The organism is Rugamonas rivuli (assembly GCF_009380165.1).
Lineage (GTDB): Bacteria > Pseudomonadota > Gammaproteobacteria > Burkholderiales > Burkholderiaceae_D > Rugamonas > Rugamonas rivuli.
In genome coordinates this window covers 64,426-81,651 of the sequence record NZ_WHUF01000013.1, presented here as the reverse complement: position 1 = coordinate 81,651, position 17,226 = coordinate 64,426, and the positions used below count along the sequence as shown (strand labels likewise).

The following is a 17,226-nucleotide window of genomic DNA, read 5'->3' as shown; positions in this document are numbered from 1 at the left end:
CCGGATTAATAGCTGTAGCCCACGCCGACCAGCAACAGGTCGGCGTCGCGGTGGTAGTCGGTGACGACGCGGTTCAGCGACAGCGTGCCCACCAGCCGCTTGCTGAAGTGGTAGCGCCCCGCTGCCGACACCAGCCCCGCCTTGTGCGAGCGCGTGCCCGGCACGTCGTGCACTTCGAACGCCAGGTAGGGCCCTATGCCCATCCCCAGTTCCAGCTCCCGGTTCAGTGAACGGATCAGCCACAGCTGCGTCGCCACGCCAGTGCGGTGCGTGCCGGCCGACGTGCCTTCGCGGAGCGCGCTGACGGTCCAGTCCACATACCGCCCCACCGCCCGCCGGTACTCGACACTGCCCGCCCGCGACCGCTCCGACTCCAGGCTGTTGACGATGCTTTGCCCCGCCAGCACGGTCAGCGTGTCGTCGGTGCTGGCGCCGCCGTCCAGGTGCAGCTTGTCGCCGCGCACGCTGTCGAAACGGTAGCCGCCACCCACCAGCAGCGAGGTGGTCGGATCCTTGGCGCCGCTCGGCACGACCCGGTTCAGTTGCACCTGCGCGTACCAGCGGCTGTCATCGTGCCAGGTGGCTTGCAGGCTGTAGATCGGCGCCCAGCCGTGGTCGTTGATATAGGCTTCGCCGCCGCCGCGCGGACGCGAGGTGTCGAAGAAATAGTACTGCCCGGCCCCCACGCCCCACGACCAGCCTTGCTCGTTGATGCGCGAGCGCAGCCACACCTGGCCGGAGACGCCGTCCCGGTGGTGGTTGCTCGGATGGCCTTCGTTCAGGTAGCCCAGGCTGAGCGCCAGGTAGTCGCCGACCGGCTGCGCGTAGTTGACGCCGACCGCGAACGAGTTCTGGTTCTTGCCGCTGACGCGCAGGGCGCCTCCTTGCATCGACAAGTCTTGCGCGTGCGCGGCGGCGCTCGTCAGCAGCGCTGCGAGTAGCGGGATACAGGAGCGGGGGAGGGACATGGGCGTTTCCGGTTTCGGCAGGCAATGCCGCTGACGTTACCGGAAACGCCGCAAACGCAGCGCCATGTTGACGCTGCGGCAATGATCAAGGCTGGATCTGGACCTTGGTGATGTAGTACTCGGTCTCGCCGAAGCACTGGCTCGGCACGCCCTTGTGCTGGGCGTAGCTGAGGACCACGCGCTTGCCGGTGGCCGCCATCAGCTGCTGGGCGACGGCATCCTCGCGCACGCTGAATTCGAACTTTTCAGGGATGGCGCCCGGCATCGAGGTCAGCAGGATTTCGCCTTCCCAGGTCTTGCAGACCCAGCCCCGGCTGGAGAACTTCTGCAGGTAGCCGGCCCGTTCTCCTTCCGAGTAGGACATGTGCAGCATGACCCAGGTGTAGGCGGCAAAGATCAGCAGGGCGGCTATCACCAGGCCGATGAGGTAGAGGGTTACGCGTTTGGAGGTGGTCATGGATCGCTTGAGTTGAGTGCAATGTTTTTAATCTTATCACGCGGCCAGCCGGCGTTTGTGGCGTATCGATGACCACAGCGACACGGCGATGAAGGCCACGCCCGACAATCCCGTGAACCATTCCGGGATGTGGTACTTGACGCTGGCCAGCATGATCAGCGCCAGGATGCCGATCGCGTAGTGGGCGCCGTGCTCCAGGTAGACGTATTCGTCCAGCGTGCCCTTGTGCACCAGGAACACCGTCAGCGAGCGCACGAACATGGCGCCGATGGCCAGCCCCAGCATGATGATGACGACGTCGCTGGTGATGGCGAAGGCGCCGATCACGCCGTCAAAGCTGAACGAGGCGTCCAGCACTTCCAGGTACAGGAAGCCGCCGAAGCTGCCGCGCGCCACCGTCGCCACCACCGCGCCGACGCCGGCTTCGGTGATGTCATCGTCGTCTTCCGGCGGGTCTTCTTCGAGCAGGGTGCTGATCCAGCCGACCGCCAGGTAGACCACCACGCCGATCACGCCGGCTGCCAATACCGTGTACTTTTCCTCCACCGGCACCAGGCTGACGCAGGCGAACACTGCGGCCAGCGCCAGCAGCACGCCCAGCATCTCGGTGCCGTGCTGGCCCAGTTTCTTTTCCAGCCAGCCCAGCCAGTGCAGTTCCTTGTCGTCGTCGAACAGGAAGTTGAGGAAGACCAGCAGCAGGAAGGCGCCGCCGAAGGCCGCCACCTGGGCGTGGGCGCCGGTCAGGTGGCGCGCGTACTCGGCCGGGTTGGCGGTGGCCATCTGCCACACGTCCATCAGGCCGAGGCCGGTGGCCAGCGAGACGATCAGCAGCGGGAACAGCAGCCGCATGCCGAACACGGCCACCAGGATGCCGACCGTCAGGAACAGCTTTTGCCAGAACGCGTCCCAATGCCGCAGCACCGAGGCGTTGACCACCGCGTTGTCGAAGGAGAGCGACACTTCCATCACGCCCAGCACGCCGGCTATCCACACCGCTTGCAGCAGGCCGGCGGTGCCGCCATGGTTGTAGCCCCACCAGGCGGCCAGCGCCATCAGGACCAAGGTGACGGCGAAAGAGACTCTGAAGTGTTGCATCGTTGTTTTTATAGAAATGTGAACAATGCGGGGATTTTATATTACTTGCTTCCGCCGCTGTGGGGCCATCTGCGATAATTGCGCCACAAAAATGCAAAGGAACCACCGATGGACATCGCTTATCTCGTCACCCCGCTGATTACCTGGATCACGGTCGGGCCGATCAAGTTTCTGATCAATAGCGCCAAGGCGCGCAAATGGGCTTTCAACCTGGTCGGCAATGGCGGCTTCCCCAGCAACCACAGCGCTGTGGTGTCCAGCATGGCGACCCTGATCGCGCTGCGCGAGGGCATAGGCCATCCCGCGTTTGGCGTGGCCGTTACGCTGTGCTTTATCGTGATTATCGACGCCAACAGCCTGCGCCAGCACGTCGGCAAGCAGGCGGCGGCGATCAACCGCCTGGCCAAGGAGGACGGCGGCCACAAGTGGTTGCGCGAGCGCATGGGCCATACGCTGGTGGAGATCGCCGGCGGCCTGTGCACCGGTATCGCCATCGCCCACGTCATCCACGCCGTGTTCGGCCGCGGCTGAGCCCTGTCATCGTCCCCCTGTCGCCCGGCGGGGGAGCGCCCTCCATTCCCGTTTTCCTGTTCTTTTAGCCGCTCCCGGCTATCCTGAGATTTCACCGTTCATCCCAGTATTTGGCAATTCAGCCACATATTTTGCCGTCCAGTCGCACGTTCATTGACCGTTTCCGGACACTCGGAGATACTCTGCGCCCTGTAGTCTGGCTAACAATTTGAAGCATTCGTGCACCCACGTGCCAATTTCCCGGAGAACTGTATGTTGCGCAAAACCCTTCTAGCTCTCGCCGTCGCTTCAGCCTTGGTTGCCTGCGGCAAGTCCTCCAAGGAGCCTGAAAAGGCGGGCGCCAGCGCCTCGGCCACCGCCACCGCGTCCAAGGATGGCAAAAACGCCACCCCGGCCGTGCTGTCGCTGGCGCCCGAGGACCTGTTGACCATCGAATCGAACGCGCTGGCCTCCGGGCCGGTCATCACCGGTTCGGTCCAGCCCGAGCGCAAGGCCGACCTGCGCGCCGAAGTCAGCGCCGTGGTGTTGCAAGTAATGAAAGAAAACGGCGAGTCCGTGAAGAAGGGCGACATCCTGGTGCGCCTGGACGAGACCTCGATCCGCGATGCGCTGAACTCGGCCGACGAAGCCACCCGCGCCGCCCAGCAGTCGCTGGAGCAGGCCACCCGCATGTTCGAGCGCCAGAAGACGCTGCGCTCGTCGGGCATGGTGTCGACCCAGGCGCTGGAAGATTCCGAGATCCGCCGCAACAACGCCCAGAGCGAGCTGGCCGGCGCCAAGTCGCGCTCGGTCGCGGCCCACCAGCAGCTGACCCGCACGCTGGTGCGCGCGCCGTTCGACGGCATCGTCAGCGAGCGCAAGGTATCCAACGGCGACACCGCCGCCATCGGCAAGGAACTGATCAAGGTGATCGATCCGGCCAGCATGCGCTTCGAAGGCCTGGTCTCGGCCGACAAGATCGGCGTGGTCAAGGTCGGCCAGCCGGTGCGCTTCCGCATCAACGGCTACCAGAACCGCGATTTCAGCGGCCGCGTGAAGCGGGTCGATCCGTCGGCCAATGCCGTCACGCGCCAGGTCGAGGTGCTGGTCGAGTTCGCCGGCAAGGACATGCCGGGCGTGGCCGGCCTGTACGCCGAAGGCCGCGTCGAGTCCGACATCTCCAATGCGCTGATGATTCCCGACTCGGCGATGGTGGTCAACGGCGACCAGAGCTACACCTGGCGCGTCAACGGCAAGGCGCTGAACAAGGTGGTGCTGAACATTGGCGTGCGCGATCCGCGCACCGGCCAGTGGGAAGTGCGCAGCGGCCTGGCCGCCGGCGACCGCGTGCTGCGCGTGCCGAACTCCGGCTACAAAGAGGGCCAGGGCGTCGAACTGGCGGCATCGAAAGTGGCGCCGGCCGGCAACGGCGCGGCCCAGGCCTCGGCCGCGCCGGCGCCGAGCACCGCACCGAAAGGGAACTAATCCATGTTCTTATCCGATTTCAGTATCAAACGGCCGATCGCGACCATCGTCCTGATCGTCGCCATGATGTGCCTGGGCTTGCTGGCGCTGAAGAAGCTGCGCGTCAACCAGAATCCGGACGTCGAGGTGCCGTTCATCATCGTCAGCGTGCCGTATCCGGGCGCCTCGCCCGACACGGTCGAGCGCGAGATCGTCAACCGCCTGGAAAAGCCGCTGCTGGCCATTTCCGGCGCGACCAAGCTGGAGAGCACCGCCAACGAAGGTTCGGCGCAGATCTTCATCGAGTTCAGCTTCAAGAAGAACCTGATCGAAGCGTCCGACGAGATCCGCAACGCGATCGCCTCGGTGCGCTACAAGCTGCCGACCGAGATGCGCGAGCCCATCCTGCAGCGCATCGATCCGGCCTCCGATCCGGTGATGCAGATCTCGCTGTCGTCGACCAGCCAGAGCCACGCCGAGATTTCGCGCCTGGCCGAGGACACGCTGTCGGACCGCTTCCGCGCCGTGGATGGCGTGTCGCAGGTGCAGGTCAACGGTTCGCTCAAGCGCGAGCTGTCGGTGCTGCTGCACGCGGAAAAGCTGCGTGAATATAACGTCTCGGTCAGCGAGGTGGTCAACGCGCTGCGCAACCAGAACACCAATGCGCCGGTGGGCAAGGTGCGCGGCGTGCTGGACGAGAAGAGCATCCGCCTGGTGGGCCGCATCATCACCCCGCGCGAATTCGAGAGCGTGGTGGTCAAGCGCCGCGGCGACGAAGTGGTGCGCCTGGCGCAGCTGGCGACCATCGAGGACGGCTTCGCCGAAATCAACGGCCTGAGCATCCGCAGCGGCAAGCCCAACGTCGGTATCGCCATCTCCCGTTCGCGCGACGCCAGCACGGTGTCGGTGGCGATCAAGCTGCGCGAGGAAATCAAGGCGGTCAACGCCACGCTGCCGCCAGGCACCAAGCTGGAAATCACCCGCGACGGCGGCGACGATTCGCAGCGCAGCCTGAACAACGTGATCGAATCGTTGGTGCTGGGCGCGGTGCTGACCATCTTCGTGGTGTACGCCTTCCTGAACTCGTGGCGTTCGACGCTGATCACCGCGCTGAGCCTGCCGACGTCGGTGGTGGCGGCCTTCATCGCCGTGTGGCTGTGCGGCTTCACGCTGAACTTCATGACGCTGCTGGGCCTGTCGCTGGCGATCGGCGTGCTGATCGACGATGCCATCGTGGTGCGCGAAAACATCGTCCGTCACATGCAGATGGGCTCGGACCGCCGCACGGCGGCGCTCAATGGTACGGCCGAGATCGGCCTGGCCGTCGCCGCGACCACCTTCTCGATCATCGCCGTGTTCATCCCGGTGGCCTTCATGCCCGGCATTTCCGGTGAATGGTTCCGTCCGTTCGCGCTGACGGTGACGTGCTCGGTGCTGGTCAGCCTGGGCATCTCGTTCACGCTCGATCCTATGCTGTCGGCCTACTGGGGCGACCCGGTCGACCACCACACCGCGCCGAAAAAAGGCCTGGGCAAGATGCTGCAGAAGTTTAACGACTGGTTCGACCACCAGTCCGACCGCTACGGCCATGTGATCGCCTGGGCGCTGCATCACCGCCGCTGGATGGCTGTGATCGCCTTCAGCACCTTCGTCGGCGCCATCGTGCTGCACGCCAAGTGGGGCGGTTCGAGCTTCCTGCCGGCGGCCGACCGCAGCACCATCGCCGTCGACGTGCGCATGCCGCCGTCGGGCAGCGTGGAGATCGCGCGCCGCAAGATGGAAACCATCGCGGCGATTGCCCGCACGATTCCTGAAACCAAGGACACCAACTCCAACATCAACGCCGGCGGCGGCCGCATCTACCTCGATATCGGCAAGCGCCAGTACCGCAAGCGCACCGCCTTCCAGATCGGCGCCGAGCTGCGCGAGAAGATGAGCCATATCGCCGGCGCCGAGATTTCGGTGATCGACGACCTGGGCAACCAGGGCAAGCCGGTGCAGATCGAATTCACCGGCCCGGATTCGCGCCGCCTGATGGAGATCACCAACGCCTACATGGACAAGCTGCGCCAGATTCCGGGCGCGGTGGATGTCGGCCTGTCGCAGCAGGATCCGAAGAACGAGTTGCAGATCGAACTCAATCGCGGCCTGGCCAACTCGATGGGCATTTCCGTCAACGATGCGGCGCAATCGCTGCGCGTGGCGTTTGCCGGCGTCGAAGTGGGCGACTGGGTCGACCCGACCGGCGAATCGCGCGACGTCGCGGTGCGCCTGGCGCCGGAAGACCGCGTCAACTCGGAAAACATCGAGCGCCTGCCGATCTCGGTCACGGGCACCAACCAGATGGTGCCGCTGGACCAGATCGCCACGATCACGATGGGCAAGGGCCCGTCCACCATCGAGCACAAGAACGGCAAGCGTACCGTGACCGTGTCGGCCAACGTGCAGGGCCGTTCGCCGGGTGAAGTGACCGCCGACGCCATGAAGCTGGCGAAATCGATCGATTTCCCGCCGGGCTATGGCCTGGACCTGGGCGGCGACGGCAAGAACCAGACCGAGCTGTTCACGGAAATGGGCATCGCGCTGGTCATGGGTATCGGCCTGATGTACCTGATCCTGGTCATGCAGTTCGGTTCGTTCACGGCGCCGGTGGCGGTGATGCTGTCGCTGCCGCTGTCGCTGATCGGCGTGGTGGTGGCGCTGCTGATCACCGGCAGCACGCTGAACCTGATGAGCTTTATCGGCGTCATCATGCTGATGGGCCTGGTCGCCAAGAACGCCATTCTGCTGCTGGATGCGGCGCGCAAGCGCGAGGAAGAGGGCTACGGCCGCGAAGACGCGCTGATGTATGCAGGCCGCATGCGTCTGCGTCCTATCCTGATGACCACGTTCGCGCTGATCGCCGGCATGTTCCCGGTCGCGCTGGGCCTGGGCGAGGGCGGCGAGTTCTACCGTCCGCTGGCGATCGCCATCATCGGCGGCACCATCACCTCGACCATCCTGACGCTGCTGGTGGTGCCGACCTTCTACGACAGCATCGAAATCGCCAAGGACCGCGCCATCGCCAAGTTCCGCCGCCGCGCCGTGCGCTGGACGGCGGGTCCGGCCCTGGTCATGACCCTGATCGAGGGCGTGCTGACGCTGATCTTCGTGCGCCTGGTGTTCCGCATGGTGATGTGGGTGGTCTACAAAGTGACCGGCAAGGGTGGCCGCACCATCCGCGCCGGCGCGCTGGATCCGCACTAAGTCGTTGTTTTTACGATACTAAAAGAGGGCCTTCGGGCCCTTTTTTTACTTCTGGTATGCAGAGCAATTGCTCGGTTTCAAGGTTTAAATTAGAGCTTTAACTCTAACGACTTGCCTTTTGAATAGTTTTATAAATGTAGTATGCTGCTGGCCTTCCTGCACCGGTTTTGGCGCAAGAATCCAGAAAAACCTGGCGTAGAACGCCTACTTATAAAGCGAGACCACAGATGCAACACAAATACCTCCCCCTGATCATTGCCGCCGCGCTCAGCGCCATGTCGGTCGGCGCGCACGCATCCGGCTACCGCTTCGGCTCGCAAAGCGTGGCCGGCCAAGGCACGGCTGAATCCAATGCCGCCGAAGCCAACGATGCAACCACCATCTTCTCCAACCCGGCCGGCATGTCCCGCCTGGATGGCCTGCAGATCACCGCCGGCGCCACCGTGGTCGTACCGCACTCGACCTTTAACGACAGCGGCTCGACCCGCTTCACCGGCAGCCCGACCGGCGGCACCGCAGCCAGCGACTACGTGCCAAGCTCGGTAACGGCGCCATCGTTCTACGCAAGCAAAAAGCTGAACGACCAGTGGGCCGTCGGCCTGGGCATGTTCGTGCCATACGGTACCAAGATCCAATACGGCAACACCTGGACCGGCCGCTACGCGCTGTCCGACGTCAAGCTGGAATCGGTCACGCTGAACCCGTCGGCTTCGTTCAAGCTGAACGAACACCACGCCTTCGGCTTCGGCATCGACGCCGAATTCATGAAAGCCAATCTGGGCCAGGCCGTGGACGTGCCGGGTTCGGTCGCCGCGCTGGCGGGTACGCCGAATGCCGCCGCGCTGGCCAAGCAGATCGCTGCGCTGGGCGGCAATCCTGCGCTGCTGCGCGCGACGCGCGACGCCCACGGTTCGAACGATGGCAAGGATTGGGGCTGGGGCTTCAACCTGGGCTATATGTTCACGCTGGACAAGGACACTCGCTTCGGCGTGTCGTACCGCTCGCCTATCGTGCACAAGCTGCGCGGCAGCACCGTGTGGGACTTCTCGAAAGTGACCGACGATCCTATCGTCAACGGCGTGCTGCAAGCCGCGTCGCACAAGGTCAACTCGGCCGCGCTGGTTGAGCTGCGCACCCCCGAGACCCTGTCGGTCAACGCCTTCCACCAGTTCGACTCCAAGTGGGCCGGCATGGCGGACGTGACCTTCGTGCGCCACAACCGTCTGGGCGACCTGGACATCCAGTTCCCAGGCACCTCCGAAGGCGCCGAAGTGATCCGCCAGCAGTGGAAAAACACCGTGCGCGTTTCGCTGGGCGGCAACTACGCCTACAACGAAAACCTGACCCTGCGCGCCGGCGTGGCCTACGACCAGTCGCCGGTCCAGAACGCCGAGCTGACCCACCCAGCCCTGCCGGACAGCGACCGCATGCAGTACTCGATCGGCGCCAACTGGAAGCTGAGCCCACGTTCGTCGATCGACCTGGCGTACAGCTTCCTGGACTTCAAGGACGCCAACATCAACTACACCAACAAGTGCAACCCGCTGGCCACCGCTTGCACGGGTAACGGCGAAACCACCCGCGGTACTTATCAGACCCATCTGTCGCTGATCGGTATCGCCTACAACTACAAGTTCTGATACCGGACTGCGTAGCGCAAAGGGCCTTCGGGCCCTTTTTTTACGTCTATTGATTCGTGGTTGGCGGCGGTGCGCTGCTGTTCTGGGCCGGCGGCGCGGCAGGCGCCGGCGGAGCGGTATCCGGCGCTGTGGCGGGCGGGGTAGCCGCCGGCGTGGTCACGCTGGGCGTGGGCGGTTGGTCGGCCGGGCGCTTGTTGCAGCCGCCCAGCAAGGCGAGCGATATGGCCGCACCCAGTAAAAGACCGGAGGTAAGGGTAGTCATCATTTTTTCCTTTCAACGCAGGGAGAAAATTAGACCGCGCCGCCGGCCGGCGGTTCCCTCGACCCGCTCTTGTTATTATTGAATAGATTTGGCATACGGCAACAATGCTACGCTGGCACTCTTTGTCCAGAGAACCCATATGACCATGAATGTATCGAAAAGAAGCGCGCCGCTGGCGCTGGCTGGCCTGCTCGCCTTGACCTTGACCGCCTGCGGTGGCGGCGGCGGTGGCGGCGGCGCATCGAACGCGGCCGTGCCCCCGGCGCCGGTCGCCACCAGCTTCCCGGTCCAGCAAGGGCTGGCCTACGCGTTCACGCACGGCCTGCAGTCGACGCTGACGGTCTCGGGCAGCACCACCAATGGTTCCACCACTTATCCGCTGACGGGCACGCTGACGTACTCGCTGGGCGCGGTCGTCAATGCGACGTTCAATGGCGCCGCCGTGCAACAGGCCACGGAAACGATCAACGGAACCATTTCCGGCAACGGCACGACGAGCCCGCTGACCACGTCCAGCCAGCTGTACGTGAATGCCCAGTACACGCCGGTCGGCTCGTATGAGGCGGGCGCTTATTGCGTTGCGAACAGCACGGCGGCTTATCCGGCCACCGCCACCGCCGGGCAGGCCGGCGACCTGGCGTCGTTCAGCTGCTACACGGACAGCACCAAGCGCACGCTGACCAGCACGCAAAAGATCACCTATGTCACCACCGCCGGCAGCGACGGCAGCAGCCTCGATTTCCAAATGCTGAGCAATATTTACGACGCCGCGAATAAATCGCTGGGCTCTACCGGCACGACCTACACCATCTCGGCGGCAGGCATACCGAAGCTGACCCGCATCCAGCTGACGGAAACCGTCGGCGGCATCAGCTTCACCATCGACGCCAAATAAGCGCCGGTATCTCGCCGGCTCAGGCGGCCTTGCGGTCGCTGTCGATGGGCAGATCGGCGTCGCTGTTGAAGACGCGCACGTCGGTCTCGCCCAGCACGCGGCTGGCGACGGTGCCGGCGGTGATCGAGCCGCTGACGTTGAGCGCGGTGCGGCCCATGTCGATCAGCGGTTCGATCGAGATCAGCAGGCCGGCCAGCGCCACCGGCAAGTTCATCGACGACAGCACGATCAGCGCGGCGAAGGTGGCGCCGCCGCCGACGCCGGCCACACCCACCGAGCCGATGGTGATGATGGCCAGCAGCGGCGCGATGAAGGCCAGCGTGAACGGATCGACGCCGACCGTGGGCGCGATCATCACCGCCAGCATGGCCGGGTAGATGCCGGCGCAGCCGTTCTGGCCGATGGTGGCGCCGAACGAGGCGGCGAAGTTGGCGATGCCTTCCGAGGTGCCCAGGCGCAGCGTCTGCGTCTGCACGCTCATCGGGATGGCGCCGGCGCTGCTGCGCGAGGTGAAGGCGAAGGTCAGCACCGGCAGGATTTTCTTCACGTAGCGCGCCGGATTCAAACCGGCGCCGGCGACGATGGCCAGGTGCACGCAGAACATCAGGATCAGCGCGCTGTACGAGGCCAGCACGAAGTCGATCAGGTGCAGGATGTCGGTGTAGCTGGAGGTCGACACCACCTGCGCCATCAGCGCGAACACGCCGTAGGGCGTCAGCCGCAGCACCAGCGTGACGATGCGCATGACGATGGCGTGGGCGACCTGGATGAAGTGCTCGAAGGAGGCGTACAGCTCAGGCTTCTTGTCGTGGATGCCGGTGGCGGCGATGCCGATGAAGACCGAGAAGATCACCACCGCGATGGTCGAGGTCTTGCGGCCGCCCGTCATGTCGAGGAAGGGATTGGCCGGGATGAAGCTCAGCAGCATGCCCGGCAGCGAGATCGCCTGCGCCGCCTCGACCTTGCCTTGCAGGTAGACGCCGCGCGCGATGTCGGCGGCGGAGGCGGTCAGGCCGACCGCGCTCAGCTGGAACAGCTTGGCCATCAGAATGCCGAGGCCGGCCGCGATCAGCGTGGTCAGCATCAGCATGCCGATGGTCAGCGCGCTGATCTTGCCCAGCGAATTGATGCCCTTGAGCTTGAGGATGGCGGACACGATGGACACCATGATCAGCGGCATGACGATCATCTGCAGCAGCTTGACGTAGCCGGAACCGACGATGTCGAGGTAGTCGCCGGTGGTCTTCAGCTCGGCCGCGCCGGCGCCGTAGCGCGCCTGCAGCGCCGCCCCCAGCAGCACGCCCAGCCCCATGCCGGTGAACACGCGCACCGAAAAGGACGCATGCTTGCGCTGCTGCGCATAGAGCAAGCCCAGCAGTGCCAGCGCCGCCAGCAGGTTCAGAATTACGTTGATCGTCATGAGATAGCCCTTTGCCGCCAGGTTAAATAGTCACACATCATCACCGGGCGTCGCAGCTGGTAGTTGGAGCCGGTAATGAATCGGTCATTTTATATGCGATTGCCGATATACAGGCTGCCTCCATCCACTAAAAGACGAATATTTGGCTATATTGTTATGCGATTTTTGCATAACAACAGGCGTTGCATCGGCGCATGTTTGCCTCTGGAAATTTCCATAAAACTGGCGGAAACGAAGGCGTACAATTTGTTACATGCCGTTGTCCACTGGGGAGTGTTGTATGGCCATAGCAAACATGAAAGTCGGTACCCGGCTCAGCCTGGGATTCGGATTGGTCCTGGCGCTGCTGCTCGGCGTGGCCTTGCTGGGTGTGTACAACATGAGCACTATCCATGCCAAGCTGGACAGCATCGTCAGCCTGAACGTGGTCAGGGGCGACCTGGTGCAGGAAATGTCGGAGTCGGTGCACATCGTGGCGCGGGTCACGCGCACGGTGGTGCTGCTGTCCGAGCCGGCCGCCATCGAGAGCGAGCTGACCAAGCTGCAGGCGGCGCGCGCCAACTACAACAAGGCGGCCGAGGCGCTGAGCCGGCTTCCGGCCACGGCCAAGGGGGCGGCGATCCGCGCCCGCATCGCCGCCGCCGGCCAGGAGGCGCGGCCGCTGACCGACAAGGTGGTGGAGATGGCCAAGGCCAACCAGGATGCCGAGGCCACCGAGGTGCTGATGAAGCAGGCCGGCCCGGCCACGCAGCGCTGGCAGGATGTGATGGACGAGTACGTGGCGCTGCAAAAGGAAAACAACCAGGCCGACACCGCCGCCGCCACCGCCGCCTACCAGAGCGCGCGCGTGCTGATGCTGGCGCTGAGCGGGCTGGCCATCGCGGTGGGCGTGGCCGCCTCCGTGGTCATCGCCCGCACGCTGCTGCGCCAGCTGGGCGGCGAACCCGATTACGCGGCCGGCATCGCCAGCCGCATCGCCGCCGGCGACCTGACCGTCAGCGTCGACACCCGCAGCGGCGACCAGCACAGCATGCTGCACGCGATGAAGCTGATGCGCGATGCGCTGGCCGCCATCGTCAGCGAGGTGCGCAGCGGCACCGAGACCATCGCCTCGGCGTCGAGCCAGATCGCCAGCGGCAACCAGGACTTGTCGGCCCGCACCGAGCAGCAGGCCAGCTCGCTGGAAGAGACGGCGTCGTCGATGGAGGAGCTGACCAGCGCGGTGCGCCAGAACAACGACAACGCGCGCCAGGCCAACCAGCTGGCGCAATCGGCGTCGGCGGTGGCGCAGCAGGGCGGGGCGGTGGTGTCGCAGGTGGTCGACACCATGGGCGCGATCAACGATTCCTCGCGCAAGATCGTCGACATCATCGCCGTCATCGACAGCATCGCGTTCCAGACCAATATCCTGGCGCTGAACGCGGCGGTGGAGGCGGCGCGCGCCGGCGAGCAGGGGCGCGGCTTCGCGGTGGTGGCGACCGAGGTGCGCAACCTGGCCCAGCGGTCGGCCTCGGCGGCCAGGGAGATCAAGGAGTTGATCGGCAATTCGGTCGAGAAGGTCGAGATCGGCGCCAAGCTGGTCGAGCAGGCCGGGCAGACCATGAGCGAGGTGGTCGCCAGCGTGCAGCGCGTGACCGACATCATGGCCGACATCAGCAGCGCCGGCGACGAGCAGAGCGCGGGCATCGAGCAGATCAACCAGGCCGTCAGCGAAATGGATACGGTGACGCAGCAGAACGCCGCCTTGGTGGAGGAGGCGGCCGCGGCGGCGGAATCGATGCAGCAGCAGGCCGCCAGCCTGGAGCGCGTGGTCAGCATCTTCCAGATCGGCGCGCCGCCGCGCGCGGCGGCGGTGCGGCCGCTGAAGACGGCGGTGCGCAAGGCTGCGGCGGCGCGGCCGGCGCCGAAGCGGCTGGGCGGCAAGGTCGCAGCGGCCGGCGGCGAGGGCGGCTGGGAGGCGTTCTGAGCTTTCCCTGTCGCGTCCGTTTCGCTTATATAATCGCAGCACGTTCATATCCATGGAAGCGCTGCGATGAAATCCCTGTTGGCCCTGATGTTAGTTTCGACCGCGGCGATGGCCGATGACGGCGCCATGCTGCGCTGCCGCCAATTGACCGACGCCCCCGCCCGCCTGGCGTGCTACGACGCGATCCAGCTGGGCGCACCGGTTGCGGCGGCTGCTGCTGCGGTTGGCGCGGCGCCTGCGGTGGCGGCGGCGCCCACCCGTGCCGACCTGGAGCGCAGCTTCGGCAAGGAGCAGCTGGCGGCGCCGGTCAAGATCGATTCCATCGAGACCAGCATCAACGGCGAGTTCGACGGCTGGGTGCCCAACCAGCGCATCCGCCTGGCCAACGGCCAGGTGTGGATGATCGCCGACGACAGCCAGGAAAACCTCAGCCTGACCAATCCCAAGGTCAAGATCGAGCGCGGCCTGATGGGCGCGATCTTCATGGACATCGACGGCGCCCGCAGCGCCCCGCGCGTCAAGCGCGTCAAGTAGGATTTGCGGGCAGCCAGATATCGAAGCGGGTAGTGCCCTGGCCGGTGGCGGCCAGGCGGTAGGTGTAGCCGTGCCGGTTCAGCACTTCGCGCACGAACAGCAAGCCTATGCCCTGGCCGCCTTTCTTGGTGGTGAAGAAGGGCGTGAACAATTGCCGCGCCGGCACGTCGCCCAGCAGGTTGCCGCTGTCGATCACCGATAGCCGCACGCCATCGGCCCCGGCCTCCAGTACGAACTCGATCGCCTTCTCGCCGGCGCCGTCGGCATGGCCGGCTTCCACCGCTTCCATCGCATTCTTGACCACGTTGAGCAGCGCCTGCTCCATCAGGTGGCGGTCCATGGCGATGGCCGGCACGTCGTCGCAGCGCTGCCAGGCCAGGCGGATGCCGCGGCTGCGGCAGGGCTCGCGGTACAGGTAGAGGATGTCGTCCATGATGTCGCGCACGGCGTTGGGCCGCAGCTCCGGCGCCGGCATCTTGACCACCCGCGTGAAGCGCTCGATGAACTCGCCCAGGCTGACGTTGCGGCGCTTGACGGCGACGATGGCGGTGCTGAAATCCTCGCCGTCGCGCTCGGCCAGCTGGCTGCGGTAGTACAGCAGCGAATCGAGCACCGAGCCGGTGGCCGCCACGGTGTTGTTGACCTCGTGCGCCAGCACCCGGATCAGCTTGTCGTACGTGGCTTTCTCCGAACTTTCCAATTCCTGCGTCAACTCTTCCACCAGCAGGAAGTGGCGGGCGAAGCCGCGGTCGTGGAAGTGGCCGCGCTGGCCACGGTAGCGGCGGCCGTCGGTGTCGGTCAGCAGCTGGCTGTCGCCCAGCGGCAGCGCGTCGAGCTGGGCCAGCAGGCCGGGATAGTCATGGTCGGCGTCGGCCGGCAGGCAGGCGGACAGCGGCTTGCCCCGGGCGTCGTCCTGTTTGAGCAGCGCCTGCGCGCTGGCGTTGAGCAGGCTGATGCGTCCATCGAAGTCGAACACGATCACCGCGCTGGGCGTGGCCTCCAGCAGGCGGTCGAGGAAGCCCTGCTGTTCGCCCAGTTGCAGACGCTCCTGGTACAGCGCGCCCAGCATGGTGTTGAACAGCTGGACCAGCTCGTTCAACTGCGGATCGCCGCTGTGCTGCAGCCGCGCCGCGTAATGCTGGTCTTGCAGCAGGTCGTGGAAGTGGCGGGTGTAGCTCAGCGGCTCCAGCGCGCGCCGCACCAGGCGCACGCCCAGCACAAAGCTCAGCAGCACCGCCAGCTCCAGGCCCAGCATCAGCAGCGGCGCCTGGCGGAACAAGGTGATGGTCAGGCCGAGGAACAGCAGGTGGGCGCAGCCGAGGTAGGCGTACAGGCTGGGACGCAGCTTCATGCGCGCTCGCCGTCCGCCGCGTCGCCGCCGCCCAGGCCGTGCCGCTCCAGCCGCCGGTACAGCGCGGTGCGGCTCAGGCCGAGCGCCTTGGCCACGCGCGAGATATTGCCCTGGTGCTGCTCCAGCGCCTTGGCGATCATGTGGCGCTCCACCTGTTCCAGCGTCATGCCGTCGACGCCCAGGCGCAGGCCGCCCACCGCGCCGCCGTGCTCGTGCTGCTCGGCGGCGACGAAGTCGGCCTGTTTCAGTTCGCTCTTGCCGACCAGGAGCAGCGTGCGCTCCAGCGTCTGCTTGAGCTGGCGGATATTGCCCGGCCACGGCTGCGCGCCCAGCCACTCCAGCGCGGCCGGCGCGATGCTGGCCGGGCCCAGGCCGTAGCTGGCCGACACCTGGCCGAGGATGTGGCGGGCCAGCAGCGGGATGTCGCTGCGGCGCTCGCGCAGCGGCGGCAGGCGGATGGTGATCAGGTTGAGCCGGTAGAACAAGTCTTCGCGGAATTCGCCGGCGGCCACCAGCTCGGCCAGCTCGCGGTTGGTGGCCGACACCACGCGGATGTCGGCCCGTTCCATGCGGCTGGCGCCCACCGCCTGGTAGGTCTGGTCTTGCAGCACGCGCAGCAGCTTGACCTGGTCGGAGCGGTTCAGCTCGCCGATCTCGTCGAGGAACAGCGTGCCTTCGTGGGCGCTGGCGACGTGGCCCTTGCGGTCGGTCTTGGCGTCGGTGAAGGCGCCGCGCACGTGGCCGAACATTTCGCTTTCAAACAGCGAGGGCGTGATCGCCCCCATGTTGATCTTGACGATGGCCCGGTCCGCGCGCGGGCTGTTGCGGTGCAGGGCGTCGGCGATCAGCTCCTTGCCGCAGCCGCTCTCGCCGAGGATCAGCACCGGCGCCTTGGTGGCCGCCACCTGGCCGATGGCGGCCAGCACCTTGAGCAGGCGCGGATGCTCGCCGACGATGGCGCTGAAATCGAACTGGGCGTCGAGCGCGGCGCGCGTCGGGCAGGCGGCCGGCGCCGGCGCGGCAGTGTCGAGCGTGGTGCGGATCAGCTCCATCAGCTGGGCGTTGTCCCAGGGCTTGGTGAAGAAGTTGGCGGCGCCGGCCTGCACGCCCTTGACCGCCAGCGCGATCGACCCCCAGGCCGTCATCAGCAGCACCGGCAGCGCCGGCTGCAATTGCTTGATATCGGCCAGCAGCTGCAAGCCTTCCTCGCCGCTGGTGCGCAGCGAGAAGTTCATGTCCTGCAGCACCAGGTCGGCGGGCTGGCGGGCCAGCAGCGCCAGCGCCTGCTTCGGGTCGTCGCAGCACTGGGTGTCGAAGCCGGACTGCTTGAGCAGCAGCGCCAGCGACACCTGTACCGCGCTGTCGTCGTCGACGATCAGAATGCGTTGCTTGGGGGATGATTCCATCGATTCAAACAG

General features: G+C 65.6%; 14 protein-coding genes. 7 read left to right on the top strand and 7 right to left on the bottom strand.

Features of this window, described 5'->3' with window-relative positions:
* Nucleotides 1-5: 5 nt before the first annotated feature.
* The 3 genes from GEV01_RS30100 to GEV01_RS30090 form a co-directional block, all read right to left on the bottom strand.
* Nucleotides 6-968, bottom strand: a complete 963-nt coding sequence (locus GEV01_RS30100; protein WP_152810020.1) for a hypothetical protein — start codon at nt 966-968, stop codon at nt 6-8.
* An 85-nt stretch (nt 969-1,053) separates the two neighbouring features.
* Complete coding sequence (locus GEV01_RS30095; protein ID WP_152810018.1) at nt 1,054-1,425, bottom strand: hypothetical protein; 372 nt, start codon at nt 1,423-1,425, stop codon at nt 1,054-1,056.
* Nucleotides 1,426-1,461: 36 nt separating this feature from the next.
* The gene (locus GEV01_RS30090) at nt 1,462-2,520 is read right to left on the bottom strand and encodes a DUF475 domain-containing protein (protein ID WP_152810016.1); all 1,059 of its coding nucleotides are present in this window, start codon (nt 2,518-2,520) and stop codon (nt 1,462-1,464) included.
* Between the two features lie 108 nt (nt 2,521-2,628).
* On the opposite strand from GEV01_RS30090, the gene GEV01_RS30085 reads away from it, so the two are divergent.
* The 4 genes from GEV01_RS30085 to GEV01_RS30070 all read left to right on the top strand — a co-directional run bounded on the left by GEV01_RS30085 (nt 2,629) and on the right by GEV01_RS30070 (nt 9,380).
* Nucleotides 2,629-3,051 (top strand): divergent PAP2 family protein, encoded by a 423-nt coding sequence (locus GEV01_RS30085; protein ID WP_152810014.1) that lies wholly within the window; start codon nt 2,629-2,631, stop codon nt 3,049-3,051.
* A 252-nt stretch (nt 3,052-3,303) separates the two neighbouring features.
* Nucleotides 3,304-4,515 carry an efflux RND transporter periplasmic adaptor subunit gene (locus GEV01_RS30080; protein WP_152810012.1) on the top strand — a complete coding sequence of 404 codons (1,212 nt, stop codon included), beginning with the start codon at nt 3,304-3,306 and terminating at the stop codon, nt 4,513-4,515.
* A 3-nt stretch (nt 4,516-4,518) separates the two neighbouring features.
* Nucleotides 4,519-7,740 (top strand): efflux RND transporter permease subunit, encoded by a 3,222-nt coding sequence (locus tag GEV01_RS30075; RefSeq protein WP_152810010.1) that lies wholly within the window; start codon nt 4,519-4,521, stop codon nt 7,738-7,740.
* Nucleotides 7,741-7,967: 227 nt separating this feature from the next.
* Nucleotides 7,968-9,380, top strand: a complete 1,413-nt coding sequence (locus GEV01_RS30070; RefSeq protein ID WP_152810008.1) for an OmpP1/FadL family transporter — start codon at nt 7,968-7,970, stop codon at nt 9,378-9,380.
* 46 nt (nt 9,381-9,426) lie between these two features.
* On the opposite strand, the gene GEV01_RS30065 is transcribed toward GEV01_RS30070, so the two are convergent.
* Complete coding sequence (locus GEV01_RS30065; RefSeq protein ID WP_152810006.1) at nt 9,427-9,642, bottom strand: hypothetical protein; 216 nt, start codon at nt 9,640-9,642, stop codon at nt 9,427-9,429.
* A 145-nt stretch (nt 9,643-9,787) separates the two neighbouring features.
* Between GEV01_RS30065 and GEV01_RS30060 the strand changes: the two genes are divergently transcribed.
* Nucleotides 9,788-10,537 (top strand): hypothetical protein, encoded by a 750-nt coding sequence (locus GEV01_RS30060; RefSeq protein WP_235914643.1) that lies wholly within the window; start codon nt 9,788-9,790, stop codon nt 10,535-10,537.
* 19 nt (nt 10,538-10,556) lie between these two features.
* Here the strand turns inward: GEV01_RS30060 and GEV01_RS30055 are convergent, their stop codons facing one another.
* Nucleotides 10,557-11,957 (bottom strand): L-cystine transporter, encoded by a 1,401-nt coding sequence (locus GEV01_RS30055; RefSeq protein ID WP_152810003.1) that lies wholly within the window; start codon nt 11,955-11,957, stop codon nt 10,557-10,559.
* Nucleotides 11,958-12,237: 280 nt separating this feature from the next.
* On the opposite strand from GEV01_RS30055, the gene GEV01_RS30050 reads away from it, so the two are divergent.
* Both GEV01_RS30050 and GEV01_RS30045 read left to right on the top strand, forming a co-directional pair.
* Complete coding sequence (locus GEV01_RS30050; RefSeq protein ID WP_152810001.1) at nt 12,238-13,923, top strand: methyl-accepting chemotaxis protein; 1,686 nt, start codon at nt 12,238-12,240, stop codon at nt 13,921-13,923.
* Between the two features lie 87 nt (nt 13,924-14,010).
* Nucleotides 14,011-14,457 carry a hypothetical protein gene (locus GEV01_RS30045; RefSeq protein ID WP_235914642.1) on the top strand — a complete coding sequence of 149 codons (447 nt, stop codon included), beginning with the start codon at nt 14,011-14,013 and terminating at the stop codon, nt 14,455-14,457.
* On the opposite strand, the gene GEV01_RS30040 is transcribed toward GEV01_RS30045, so the two are convergent.
* Together GEV01_RS30040 and GEV01_RS30035 are read right to left on the bottom strand one after the other, a co-directional pair.
* Nucleotides 14,450-15,808 (bottom strand): sensor histidine kinase, encoded by a 1,359-nt coding sequence (locus tag GEV01_RS30040; protein WP_152809998.1) that lies wholly within the window; start codon nt 15,806-15,808, stop codon nt 14,450-14,452. The two genes, GEV01_RS30045 and GEV01_RS30040, sit on opposite strands and share 8 nt — an antisense overlap.
* Nucleotides 15,805-17,214, bottom strand: a complete 1,410-nt coding sequence (locus tag GEV01_RS30035) for a sigma-54-dependent transcriptional regulator (protein WP_152809996.1) — start codon at nt 17,212-17,214, stop codon at nt 15,805-15,807. The genes GEV01_RS30040 and GEV01_RS30035 overlap by 4 nt, the downstream gene beginning before the upstream one ends.
* Nucleotides 17,215-17,226: the final 12 nt, after the last annotated feature.